Origin of the sequence: Arthrobacter sp. NPDC057259 (assembly GCF_042668995.1) — a bacterium.
In the GTDB taxonomy this organism is placed as follows: Bacteria; Actinomycetota; Actinomycetes; order Actinomycetales; family Micrococcaceae; genus Arthrobacter.
The window spans coordinates 158,405-170,955 of record NZ_JBHUYA010000003.1; the positions used below are offsets into that span (position 1 = coordinate 158,405).

Below are 12,551 nucleotides of genomic sequence, written 5' to 3' on the forward strand. Positions count from 1 at the left end.
CGCACACGCCGTCGGCCGCCACCGCAGCGAAGGAGCACCGTGCCGCCCACCACCTCCCCCGGAACCGTGCCCGGGGACGGCATCCGCGCAAACTTGGCCCCCAAATTGGCCTCCGCCCGCCGGCCCGGCACCACGGACCGGGACTGGGCAGCCTTCCAGGAGCGGTTCGACGCCGAGTTCCCGCGGCTGGAGTCCCTGTTCCGGCGGCTCTACGGCCCGGACGGCGACGCCGAACTGCGGCAGCTGGTCCTCGACGCGGCGGCGTCCTGGCAGGAGCGGCCGGCTGACCTGAAGGCGTTGGACGCGGCCCGCGCGGCGAACCCGGACTGGTTCCAGTCCAACGGGATGCTGGGCGGCGTCTGCTACGTGGACCTCTACGCCGGCGACCTCTCCGGCCTGCGCGCCCGCATCCCGTACTTCCGGGAGCTGGGCCTGACGTACCTGCACCTGATGCCGCTGTTCCGCGCCCCGGAGGAGAACTCGGACGGCGGCTACGCCGTCTCCAGCTACCGCGAAGTGAACCCGGCGCTGGGCACCATGGCCGAGCTCGCCGCCGTCGCCCGCGAACTCCGCGAGAACGGCATCGCGCTGGTGGTGGACTTCATCTTCAACCACACCTCCAACGAACATGAGTGGGCGCGCAAGGCTGTGGCGGGGGAACCCGGCTTCGAGGACTTTTACCTGATCTTCCCGGACCGGACCATGCCTGACGCGTACGAAGAGACCGTCCGGGAGATCTTCCCGGATGACCACCCCGGCTCCTTCATCCAGCTGGAGGACGGGCGCTGGATCTGGGCCACCTTCCACTCCTTCCAGTGGGACCTGAATTACCGCAACCCGCGGGTGTTCCGCGCCATGGCCGGGGAAATGCTCTACCTGGCCAACCAGGGCGTGGACATCGTGCGGATGGACGCGGTGGCGTTCATCTGGAAGCAGCTGGGCACCCCGTGCGAGAGCCTGCCGGAGGCGCACCTGCTGCTGCAGGCGTTCAACGCCGTGTGCAGGCTCGCGGCGCCGTCGCTGTTGTTCAAGTCCGAGGCGATCGTGCACCCGGACGAGGTGGTGCAGTACATCAGCCCGGGGGAGTGCCAGCTCAGCTACAACCCGCTGCAGATGGCCCTGATCTGGAACACCCTGGCCACCCGCGAGGTGAACCTGCTGGCCCAGGCCCTGGAACGCCGCCACCACATTCCGGAGGGGACCGCGTGGGTGAACTACGTCCGCAGCCACGACGACATCGGCTGGACCTTCTCCGACGAGGACGCCGCGGAATTCGGCATCAACGGGCACGATCATCGCAGCTTCCTCAACGCCTTCTTCGTCAACCGGTTCCGGGGCAGCTTCGCCCGCGGCGTGCCGTTCCAGGACAACCCCCGCACCGGGGACTGCCGCGTTTCGGGCACGACGGCGTCCCTCGCCGGGCTCGAGGCGGGCGACGGTTCCGCCGTGGCGCGGATCCTGCTGGCCCACTCGATCGTCCTCAGCACCGGCGGCATCCCGCTGCTGTACCTCGGCGACGAGGTGGGGCAGCTGAACGACTACGCCTACCGGCAAGACCCGGCCAAGGCCGAGGACAGCCGCTGGGTGGGACGTCCGGAGTACCCGGTGGAGCGGTACGCGGATCGCACGGACCCTTCAACGGACGCCGGGAAGATCTTCGCCGGGCTGACCCACCTGATCGACGTGCGACGGCGGACCCCCGAGTTCGCGGGCGGCCGGCTGGTCCCGTTCCACACCCACAACCCGCACGTGCTGGGCTACCAGCGCCCGGGGACTTCCAAAGGCGGGGAATCCATTATCCTGGTGCTCGCCAACTTCGGCGACACCGCCCAGCACCTCGAGGCCGCGACGCTCGGCGGGATGCCGGACACCGCGGAGGACCTCATCAACGGCGGACGGGTCCCGCTCCGGGACGGCCTGACCCTAGAGCCGCACGGCCTCCGCTGGCTCCGCGTCTGAGGAGACGCCCGCATATACTTCGGAGATGCCGACAACGTGCCTGGACAGAGGCTGCCGCGACCTTCCTTCTGACTCTCAACAGCCCGGAAGCGCCCGGTGAGCGGCGGCCTGGTCGCCCTGCTGGACGACATCGCCGCCCTGGCCCGGATCGCCGCCGCCTCCGTTGACGACGTCGCCGCCGGCGCGGCCAAGGCCGGTGCCAAGGCCGCCGGCGTCGTGATTGACGACGCCGCCGTCACCCCGCAGTACGTGTCCGGCGCGGACCCGTCCCGCGAACTGCCGATGATCTGGAAGATTTTCCGGGGTTCGCTGCGCAACAAGCTCCTGATCATCCTGCCGGCCCTGCTGCTCATCAGCGCCTTCATCCCGTGGATCATCCCGTTCATCCTCATGGCCGGCGGCACCTACCTCTGCTACGAGGGCGCCGAGAAGATCTGGCACAAGCTCCGCGGCCAGCACGAGGCGGACGAGGACACCCCGGCGGTGGACCGGGGCCCGGAGGCCGAAGCAAAGGTCACCAAGGGCGCCATCACCACCGACTTCATCCTGTCCTGCGAGATCATGGTCATCGCCATGAACGAGGTGGCGGCCGAATCGCTGTGGGTCCGCGCCGTCGTTCTGGTGGCCGTCGCAATCGGCATCACCGCGGCCGTGTACGGCGCCGTCGCGCTCATCGTCAAGATGGACGATATCGGCCTGCACCTGACCACCAAGGACTCCGCAGGCACCAAGCGCTTCGGGGAGCTCCTGGTCCGGGGGATGCCGAAGGTGCTGACCACCATCACCGTCATCGGGACGGGCGCCATGCTGTGGGTGGGCGGGCACATCATGCTGCAGGGCGCCCACGACCTCGGCTGGCATGGCCCCTACGACCTGGTCCACGCCCTCGAGCACCCCGTCGCCGGCGTCGCCGTGGTGGGCGGGTTCCTTGCCTGGCTGGTGAATACGCTGTGTTCGGCCGTGCTCGGACTCGCCTGGGGCCTGGTGGTCATGGCCGTCCTGACCCCGCTGCTCAAGGTGCTGCCCTTTGGGAAGAAGCACGACGGCGGCCACGAAGGCGACGGCGCCGGCGGCCGTCAGCCTGCACAACAGGACGCCGACCCCGCCTCCTAGCCCGTACCGCCGGCCGACCCGGGCGCGCCGCCGGTGCGAAGGCCCTCCACGAAGGCGCGGTCCCGGCTGATCCGTTCCCGCAGTTGCCCGGCCCCGCCCACCGAGCCGTGCCCGGGGATGACCGCATCGACCTCGTCGGCCACGCCGTCGAACAGCTGCAGCGCCGCGAAGTAGTCGGCGATCGGATCCTCGGCGTTGAGGTCGAGGAACGGCGTCAGCACGTCGGAGACCATGTCGCCTGCAACCAGGACGCGGCGGTCCTCGATGAGCAGCGCCGCATGGCCCCGGGCGTGGGCCCGATGCTCGACGATGCGGATGGAGGGGCCGTCCCAGGGAATGTGCGATGCGTCGCCAGGCAGGCCGGTGATGAGCCCGAACAGCTCCATCGGGATCTCGTCGGCGAACTCGGGCGGCAGGACGCCGGCAACGCGGTCCTGCCAGTCCCGCGTGGACAGCAAGGCCTGCAGCGAAGCCGCGCACCGGGCCGTGCCGTAGCGGGGCGCGTCGCCGAAGGCCTCGTGCCAGAGGACATGGTCCCAGTGCGGGTGCGTGGCGAAGCCTGCCACGACGGGCTGGCCCAGGTCACGCACGTCATGCGCGAGGCCGGCCAGTTCGGTGCGCGTGATGCCGGGGTCGATCAGCAGAACCCCCTCGCGGCCCTGGACGACCACGCAGTTGCTTTGAAGGAACTCGCTCCCGTGCACCAGAACGCCCTCCGCGACCTGCTTCAGCATGGACTGCCTCCCGTGTGGTGGTGAACCGCTGGTTGGGAGGCTATTCCTGGCCCGCGTGGAGCACAAGCACCCGGGGGCCCTGCTCATTCCACGGGGGCGACGGCGGCTCCCTGATCGGGGGCAGTTCCAGCGGTACGTCCGCCCAGAGAATAACCCGGTTCACGCCCAGCATCCGGACGTAAACTGGCGTTCGAACCAGCAGCGCGTGGGGACGCTGCGAGTGGCGCTTTCAGAAGTGGAGACCGGATGCTCTGGAAACTGCTCGTCCAATACCTGCGGCCGCAGCGCGCGCTGCTGCTCGCCGTCGTCGTCTTCCAGCTGGCCGCCTCCATCGCCTCGCTGTACCTGCCCACCCTGAACGCGGACATCATCGACCAGGGCGTGGCGCGCGGGGACACGGACTACATCCTGCGCACCGGCGGCCAGATGCTGATGATCACGCTGCTGCAGATCGCCTGCACCATCGCCGCCGTCTACTTCGGCGCGAAGGCAGCGATGGCGCTGGGCCGCGACGTGCGGGGGGCGATCTTCACCCGGGTGGCCGAATTCTCCGAACAGGAGGTCACCCGGTTCGGCGCGCCCAGCCTGATCACCCGCTCCACCAACGACGTCCAGCAGGTCCAGCAACTGGTGCTGATGTCCGCCACCCTGATGGTCACCGCTCCCATGCTCAGCATCGGCGGCGTCATCATGGCCATCCGGCAGGACGTGCAGCTGTCCTGGCTGATCGCCGTCAGCGTCCCGGTGCTGCTGCTGGCGGTGGGCCTGATCGTGAGCCGGATGGTGCCGCTGTTCCGGCTGATGCAGACCCGCATCGACACGGTGAACCGGGTGCTGCGCGAACAACTCACCGGCATCCGGGTGGTGCGCGCGTTCGTCCGGGAGGACATCGAGACGGAGCGCTTCGGCCGCGCCAACGCGGACGTCACGGACACCGCCCTGCGCGCCGGCCGGCTGATGGCGCTGGCGTTCCCGTCGGTGATGCTGGTCCTCAACGTCTCCTCCGTGGCGGTGATCTGGTTCGGCGCGTACCGGATCGAGGACGGGTCCATGCAGGTGGGCACCATGATCGCGTTCCTGAGCTACCTCATGCAGATCCTGATGTCCGTCATGATGGCCACGTTCATGGCCGTGATGATCCCGCGCGCCGCCGTCTCCGCGGACCGGATCGGGCAGGTGCTGGGCACCAAATCCAGCGTCCGGCCGCCCGCGCAGCCGGTCAGCCTCGCCGGCGCCGCCCGCGGCGAGCTGGAAATGCGCGACGTCGGGTTCGCCTACCCAGGTGCCGAGGCTCCGGTCCTCTCCGACGTCAGTTTCACCGCCCGTGCGGGGCAGACGACGGCGATCATCGGCTCCACCGGTTCGGGCAAGACCACCCTGGTGAACCTGATGCCGCGGCTCTTCGACGCCACCTCCGGCTCGGTCCTGATCGACGGCGTGGACGTCCGCGAACTGCACCCGGACCTGCTCTGGGGGCACATCGGCCTGGTCCCGCAGAAGCCGTACCTGTTCTCCGGCACGGTCCGCAGCAACCTGCTCTACGGCAAGCCCGACGCCACCGAGGACGAGCTCTGGCAGGCCCTCGCCATCGCCCAGGCCGAGGACTTCGTCCGCGAGATGGAGGGCGGCCTGGACGCGCCCATCTCCCAGGGCGGCACCAACGTCTCCGGCGGGCAGCGGCAGCGGATCGCGATCGCCCGGGCGCTGGTGAAACGGCCCGAGCTGTACATCTTTGACGACTCCTTCTCCTCGCTGGACACCGCCACGGACGCCCGGCTGCGGCAGGCGCTCAAGCAGCACACCGCCGGGGCCACCCTGGTGATCATCGCCCAGCGGGTCTCCAGCATCGCGGACGCGGACCGGATCCTGGTGCTCGACGACGGCCGGATCGTCGCGCAGGGCACGCATGAGGAGCTGCTGGAGACCTCGGAGACGTACAACGAGATTGTGAACTCCCAGCTCGCGGCGGAGGAGGCGGTATGAGCAAGGTCGAATCGCAGACGCCGACAGCGGGCGGCGGGGCAGGCGGGCCCGGCGGCAGCGCTGGCGGCGGCAACGCGGGCGGGCACGGCGCGGGCGGTCCGCGACCCGGCGGCGCCCCTTCCCCCGACGGTTCCGGAGGTCCCGGCGCCGGCAAGGACGCCCCGCTCCGGATTCCCCGCCCCGCCGGCGGACCCGGCCGCGGCGGCCCGTTCGCCGGGATGAACGTCCCCGCGGAGAAGGCGATGAACTTCGGCCCGTCCGCGAAGCGGCTGCTGGGCGAACTCCGCCCCGAACGGCTCTGGCTCACGCTGGTGCTGCTCCTCGCCGTCGTCAGCGTAACGTTCTCCGTGATCGGCCCGCGGCTCCTGGGCGAGGGCACCAACCTGATTTTCGCCGGCGTCGTCTCCAAGCAGCTACCCGCCGGGGTGACGAAGGACCAGCTGATCGACCGGCTGCGCGCCGCGGGGGAGAACCAGAAGGCGGACATGCTCGGCGCCATGAACCTGACGCCGGGCACCGGGATCGACTTCACGGCGCTGTCCTCGGTGCTGCTGTGGGCGCTGGCGCTGTACGTGCTGGCGTCCGCGTTCATGTGGATGCAAGCCTATATCCTCAACGGCGTGGTGCAGCGGACCGTATACCGGCTGCGCGAGCGGATCGAGGCGAAGATCAACCGGCTGCCGCTGCGCTACTTCGACACCGTGCAGCGCGGCGAGCTGCTCAGCCGCGTCACCAACGACGTGGACAACATCTCCCAAAGCCTGCAGCAGTCCATCAGCCAGGCGGTGACCTCGCTGCTGACCGTGGCCGGGGTGCTGGTGATGATGGTGATCCTCTCGCCCACGCTGGCGATTATCGCGCTGGTGACCATTCCGCTGACCCTGGTGACGACGGCGCTGATCGCCAAGCGCTCGCAGAAGCTGTTCGTGGCGCAGTGGAAGAACACCGGCGAACTGAACGGCCAGATCGAGGAGACGTACACCGGGCACGCGCTGGTGAAGGTGTTCGGCCGGCAGCGCGAGGTGGAGGAGACGTTCCGGCAGAAGAACGCGGAGCTGTACCAGGCGAGCTTCGGCGCGCAGTTCATTTCCGGGCTGATCATGCCGGCCATGACGTTCATCGGTAACCTGGTGTACGTGGGGATCGCCGTGGTGGGCGGCCTGCAGGTGGCGTCCGGGGCGATGCAGCTGGGCGACGTGCAGGCGTTCATCCAGTACTCGCGGCAGTTCACCCAGCCGCTGGCCCAGCTGGGCTCAATGGCGAACCTGCTGCAGTCCGGGGTGGCCTCGGCGGAGCGGGTCTTCGAGCTGCTGGACACCGAGGAACAGCTGACCGACCCGGACGCGCCGGTCACGCCGGAGTCGACGCGCGGACGGCTGGTGTTCGAGGACGTGTCCTTCGCGTACTCGCCGGACAAGCCGCTGATCTCTGACCTGTCCCTAGTGGCTGAGCCGGGGCAGACGGTGGCGATCGTGGGGCCCACCGGGGCGGGCAAGACCACGCTGGTGAACCTGATGATGCGCTTCTACGAGCTCGACGCCGGCCGGATCACTTTGGACGGGGTGGACGTGGCGCTGATGTCCCGGCACGAGCTGCGCTCGCGGATGGGCATGGTGCTGCAGGACACCTGGCTGTTCGGCGGGACCATCCGGGACAACATCGCCTACGGCCGGCCTTCGGCCACGGAAGCGGAGATCCTTGAGGCGGCGAAGGCGACGTACGTGGACCGGTTCGTCCGGTCCCTGCCGCAGGGTTACGACACTGTGCTCGACGACGAGGGTTCTAACGTGTCCGCGGGGGAGAAGCAGCTGCTGACCATCGCCCGCGCGTTCCTGGCCCGGCCGTCGGTGCTGATCCTGGACGAGGCAACATCGTCGGTGGACACCCGCACGGAGGTGCTGGTGCAGAAGGCCATGAGCGCCCTGCGGTCCGACCGGACCTCATTCGTCATCGCCCACCGGCTCTCCACCATCCGCGACGCCGACCTCATCCTGGTGATGGAGGCCGGCCAGATCGTGGAACAGGGCACGCACGCCTCGCTGCTGGAGGCCGGCGGGGCGTACGCGCGGCTGTACGAGGCCCAGTTTGCTGCTCCGGTGGCGGAGGTTTAGGGCAAATGGTGCTCCGATCCAGTGGGGGCGCGTTGTTGACAGAATTTTCTGGGAGCTGGTGGCCGTGGTCATGGCGCTCCCGTGAGCACGCTGCTGGGGGCTGGCCAGCCTTGTCTTCCTTACGCATATTCTTGTCTCATGGATTTAGTCTGGGCCGAGAAAAAGCTTGAGGAATATCTGCAATTGTGCGAGGCGGTCCGCAACGCTGTCCCGCGAGGAGAGATGTGGAACGATCGTGCGACAAGCTTCAATCAGCAGGCAGAACTGATGCTGCACACGATAGAGCAAATCGTCCGCTGGATCGACCCGTCTGACACGGAAAAGCTGCTGCCTCCCTCATACAGCGGATCCTCGAACGGAGAACAACGAGTACGCAGAGCTTTGGGGGCGGTCCGCGACCTTGAAGAAGTCGAGATGCGAATGACCCCAACGGCGCCGCGACTTGCTGCCGACACCCTGCATCCCGTTGTCTGGCAGTCAGCAGCCGTCATATGGGGCACGGGCCAGTATCGCGTGGCCATCGGCCAGGCATCGCTAGCACTGGCCACACACATCAAAGCGCGAGCCACGTCGAAACTGAGCGATCGCAGGCTCGTGCAGGACGTGTTCAGCCCGTCATTGCCAACCGCTGACCGGGTAAGGCTCCACTTTCCAGGTGACAAGGCTGAGGACACTTGGCGGTCACGGCAGGAGGGGCTTCACCTGTTGGCGCAGGGAGCCTACGCCGGAATTCGCAACATATCCGCACATGAAGACGAGGAATGGACCGAGCAGCAAGCACTGGAGTACCTCGCTGTGCTTTCGGTCTGTGCACGCTGGGCAGAGGAAACTGAGCTCGTCGGAGGGTAGGCGAGGGCCACTAATTTCCCTCGGCAGAGTCGGCTTCGCATTTGGGCGAGCAGGGACTCGTAATCCGTCGGGACTGCGAGCATTGCCTCAGACATCGGTAGCTGAGGGAAAGCATCAGCGACTAGACAATGATGACCTTCTAACCGTCAGGGATCAGCAAATCCAGAACCCGTACTGCGGCCCCGATCCGGCTCCATGCCGCCCCAGACGGCTTCGGCTTTGCTGGGAAAGTAGCGGTCCAGGCTCTTGCGTCCGATGCCGGCCTCGCGTGCAATGTCCCCCCACGGAGGTCTGCTCAGAACCGCGGTCCGCGAAACTCGTAAGCCTTGCCGTCGAGTTCCGGAGCTGGGACTTGGAACTGTCAGCATTGTGGGTCGAACGTACCCATCTACTGAGAGAGAACAACACCCATCTGCCGGCGTAATGCTCAGCCTGTTCCGGAACCTCCGACGGGTATCAACCATCTTTGATGTTGCCACCGGCTACACGGGTCCCCGTCTTATTGCTTCGCTCTAAAGACCTCACGCCCGGACTCTGTGTCCCGCCCCTATATGCTTTGACGGTGCCATTGAAGGACTTCGTAACTCAGCCCAGCATCAAACGAGACCTCGTGCTCTACGGCACGCTCCTCGTCGCTCCGTTTACATTTCAGGCCGGGGTCGCTGCTCTGTTATTTGAACACAGCCAATTCTTCGCTGAAAAGGGTGTGTGGAAATCGTTGAGCGCGGAGCAGCAGGGGACTATGGCCCTTCAGGTCGTAGCTGCTTGGGCCGCACTTGTGACAAGTATGGCACTTGTATTCACCTTCTTCCTGAGACGGTGGCAAGAAATCATTTGGCTCCCAATTGGCAGAGCGCTGAGGTGGGTCAGAACTTGGATTGGAAAAAAGCTTGTCGGTAGGAATGAACTCAGCAGATTGGCCGACGAGGAGATAAAAGACCGAGCCCGAAAGAGGGTCGAGTCCGGGCCTCCAAAAGGGAGGCAAGGTCGCCGACCGCTGGAGATGGTGTACGGCGAGATCAGAACGATCGGCAACTTGTATGATCCGAACCTTTCGGTCGAGTGGCGCAACTCCGGAGTGCAGTTCGGGTTGCTCACTCCTTCTCCGGGCAACCTTTGGGAGGTTCATCACGGCCATGAGCGATACGCTGGAATACCAGGGTTTGTGCCGGTAGAGGACCTCGGCCGCGTCGAAGAAGAATGGCAGGGTGTTGAAAAACTTCGGCAGCGCGAGCAACGTGAGAGGCAACGACTTCTGAAGGCCGACTCATAGCAAGGCGCTACAGCTGGGTTTAGAATCCGCGGAAACTTTCGGGCCGTGTACGCCGGCTCCAGCGTGAGGCAAGCTGGCTCAAAGTACTGGGCTGCTTCCGCCGCGATGCCAACCTGGCCACGGAACCTCACGCGATCGTTTAGGCCGACGATGATGATGCGCTGCACCCAACGGTGAAGTGCGGGCGGGTGCCCCGGAATGACTTGACACGCGTGCAGTGACGTAACCCGAATTGACCGGCATCTACTGCGCCGTGACGAACACCTGATTCATCCCTGTCCTTAATCCGCACTTCGTAGGCATGGCACCGCGGCTCGGTCTTCTGGACCTGGACGCCGCAACCCTTAGGGTGTCCGGCCACGCGAACTGACCCAGACGGTCGCCGGCTGCTTCTACGAGGGAACAGGCCTCGAGGGGGTTACCTTTGCGTCCCGGCGTTGCGACGAGGTGAGGCTCTGGGCAATCTTCGAACGGCCATGCGACCCGTGCATCAGTCCTATGCTGAGGCACTCCAAGCCCGAGGCGTTGCGCAGTGACAGTGGTGTGTTCGAGGACGCCTTCCCGATGCTGGGCCTGACGCTGATCAGTGAGTTGGCAGCTCCCCCGCTACTCCGTGCCCCAGCTTGACAGAACCTCCATTATCGGCGCTTTAGTAACGGAAGTAGTCGAGCTTTGAGAGCTCCGCTGAAGACCTTGTCTACGCGGGCGTTCTTCGTACCGCAGATTAGGATGCCGACAAATAAGCCTGACGCCGGCGGCGGAGATCAGGGGTTGCCGACTTAAAAGAAGTAGGGAGTGGCCCCTGAGGGCGACTCCCGTACTTTAGACTCTGGATCGCCGAAGCGATGACACCACTGTAAGGCATCATGGACGCAATGAGCAACTTTTCGGCCACGGCCGCCCCCCTTGTCTCCAGGCCGGCCAATTCTCAAGGTGTAATCGGCCAGGCCTGGTTCGCAACCCACGTTGCAGTGCGGTTGCAGGATTTCTTCTTTGAGACGGCGCCCTGGCAAAGACGGCTTTGGGATGCTGGTACCTTATCGGCCCTCAAGGAACTTCTAGACGCGTCTTACTGGCAGAGCCAGAATGTGCTGAGTCCGGGGGCTGTTTCTTGGCTAGCCAAAGAGCTTGAAAGAATCGTCGGCCGTGATCACGGCCTTGGCGGACGTGAAATGAAGAAGAAGTTCACAGTAGAACTCGCGTCCTCAGTGCCGTATGACAGCAGGCATTGGCGTACTCTGCAGCAGCTGACTTTGCAGGCAGAGAAGCATTACTTGGGTAGGTGGTTGAAGGCTGTTGATCTGGAAAATTTCCCCGGCGCAGAGCGTACGGCTCGGGCAATCGCAGGTCTCCTCCTTGATTCGGGACTTAGCATGCCATTCCTCCACTCTTGGATAGGAAGGCATATCAGCGCAGGTAGTCGATTGGAAGAAGTTTTTCACGATGCAGAAGTGCTGCGAACTCAAGGTATATATTCGTTTGAGGCGGTAATTCCGTTCGCAGTCATGCCAAACATGCCAGTAGCAGAGGCGCACGAGCGGTGGCTTTCGGCTCCAGACGTGAGCAAGTGGCTGGCGGGCGGTAGCCCCAACCCTAAGAACGGTGTCAGACAGGTAGGCGGGTTCAAGTACACGATTGAGGCCAAGGATCCATATGCGGCAGCCCGGACAGCCGCTGGGATCGTCGACCGTCTAATCGCCCGAGCTAGCTATGCTCCCAGGTATAAGAGAATGTCCCCGTCGGGAAATGTCTGGGTGCGCTCTCCGACTGAGTCGGTGGCGCGAGAATACCCGTTGACACAACCCCACAGGGGCACTTACGTGCGCTCTCTCGTCTCAGAATTCAAGGTGCATGATGTTGGTGTGACGTCTACGTCACTTGACGATGCTCTTGAGCTTGCGGCGTCCCTAAACAACAGCAGCTCTGCTGGACCCGCCCTCGCTAGCGGTTGGTCGGCCCTTGAGTCGCTGCTCTTTTCGCCAGGGGATCCTCAAGATTCCAAGGATGGGAGAGGCGTCATTGTCGCTTCCCGGGCTGCGTCACTGGCGGCCTGCTCGTGGCCGAGGGCAGAGTTGACCAGCTTGGCGCACGCACACAACCGCAAGCCTGCCCACCAGAGCCACGCTGGCCAATATGCCCAAGCTCTGAAGCCTTCTGGCGCCGGCATCACTGGTGTCCCGGATAGGACTGCAGTGGAAACAATGATTCGCAACGCAGCTGGCAACAAGGAACGCTGTGATATCGTCTTGGCGCATTTCGATGCTGGCCACAGGCTTCACTTACCCGCGGCCAGCGATGCGGCAGCGCAAGAGAGGATGTTAGGGCTACTTGCCGACGCGGCCGGGACCCTGGGAGACGTCCGGACCCAGGTTAATCATGCATTCCGTCGTATGTACAGAAACCGGAACATGGTCGTCCATGGAGGCGCCGCTAATGCGGGCACTCTTGAGGTGGCACTAAGGACATCAGCACCGCTTGTTGGTGCTGTCTTGGACCGCATTGCTCATGCGCAACTGGTGGATAGCGTGT

7 protein-coding genes are annotated in these 12,551 nt (G+C 65.3%); 6 read left to right on the top strand and 1 reads right to left on the bottom strand.

The window, feature by feature from the left end; translation table 11 throughout:
- Nucleotides 1-93: 93 nt before the first annotated feature.
- On the top strand, nt 94-1,959 hold the full coding sequence (locus ACFUCU_RS06655) for an amylosucrase (RefSeq protein ID WP_377971822.1): 1,866 nt from the start codon (nt 94-96) through the stop codon (nt 1,957-1,959).
- Between the two features lie 96 nt (nt 1,960-2,055).
- Nucleotides 2,056-3,072 carry a DUF808 domain-containing protein gene (locus tag ACFUCU_RS06660; RefSeq protein ID WP_377971544.1) on the top strand — a complete coding sequence of 339 codons (1,017 nt, stop codon included), beginning with the start codon at nt 2,056-2,058 and terminating at the stop codon, nt 3,070-3,072.
- On the opposite strand, the gene ACFUCU_RS06665 is transcribed toward ACFUCU_RS06660, so the two are convergent.
- Complete coding sequence (locus ACFUCU_RS06665; protein WP_377971546.1) at nt 3,069-3,806, bottom strand: MBL fold metallo-hydrolase; 738 nt, start codon at nt 3,804-3,806, stop codon at nt 3,069-3,071. The two genes, ACFUCU_RS06660 and ACFUCU_RS06665, sit on opposite strands and share 4 nt — an antisense overlap.
- A gap of 246 nt (nt 3,807-4,052) precedes the next feature.
- On the opposite strand from ACFUCU_RS06665, the gene ACFUCU_RS06670 reads away from it, so the two are divergent.
- From ACFUCU_RS06670 to ACFUCU_RS06685, 4 genes are all read left to right on the top strand, one after another.
- Nucleotides 4,053-5,789, top strand: coding sequence for an ABC transporter ATP-binding protein (locus tag ACFUCU_RS06670; RefSeq protein WP_377971548.1), 1,737 nt, complete (start codon nt 4,053-4,055; stop codon nt 5,787-5,789).
- The gene (locus ACFUCU_RS06675) at nt 5,786-7,900 is read left to right on the top strand and encodes an ABC transporter ATP-binding protein (RefSeq protein WP_377971550.1); all 2,115 of its coding nucleotides are present in this window, start codon (nt 5,786-5,788) and stop codon (nt 7,898-7,900) included. The genes ACFUCU_RS06670 and ACFUCU_RS06675 overlap by 4 nt, the downstream gene beginning before the upstream one ends.
- 138 nt (nt 7,901-8,038) lie before the next feature.
- Nucleotides 8,039-8,749, top strand: a complete 711-nt coding sequence (locus tag ACFUCU_RS06680) for a TIGR02391 family protein (protein WP_377971552.1) — start codon at nt 8,039-8,041, stop codon at nt 8,747-8,749.
- 568 nt (nt 8,750-9,317) lie between these two features.
- On the top strand, nt 9,318-10,022 hold the full coding sequence (locus ACFUCU_RS06685) for a hypothetical protein (RefSeq protein WP_377971554.1): 705 nt from the start codon (nt 9,318-9,320) through the stop codon (nt 10,020-10,022).
- Nucleotides 10,023-12,551: the final 2,529 nt, after the last annotated feature.

What these genes read in the sequence shown, in the direction of transcription:
- ACFUCU_RS06680 (WP_377971552.1), top strand. Translation starts at nt 8,039, where the DNA reads ATGGATTTAGTCTGGGCCGAGAAAAAGCTTGAGGAATATCTGCAATTG.
- ACFUCU_RS06665 (WP_377971546.1), bottom strand. Translation starts at nt 3,806, where the DNA reads ATGCTGAAGCAGGTCGCGGAGGGCGTTCTGGTGCACGGGAGCGAGTTC.
- ACFUCU_RS06675 (WP_377971550.1), top strand. Translation starts at nt 5,786, where the DNA reads ATGAGCAAGGTCGAATCGCAGACGCCGACAGCGGGCGGCGGGGCAGGC.
- ACFUCU_RS06670 (WP_377971548.1), top strand. Translation starts at nt 4,053, where the DNA reads ATGCTCTGGAAACTGCTCGTCCAATACCTGCGGCCGCAGCGCGCGCTG.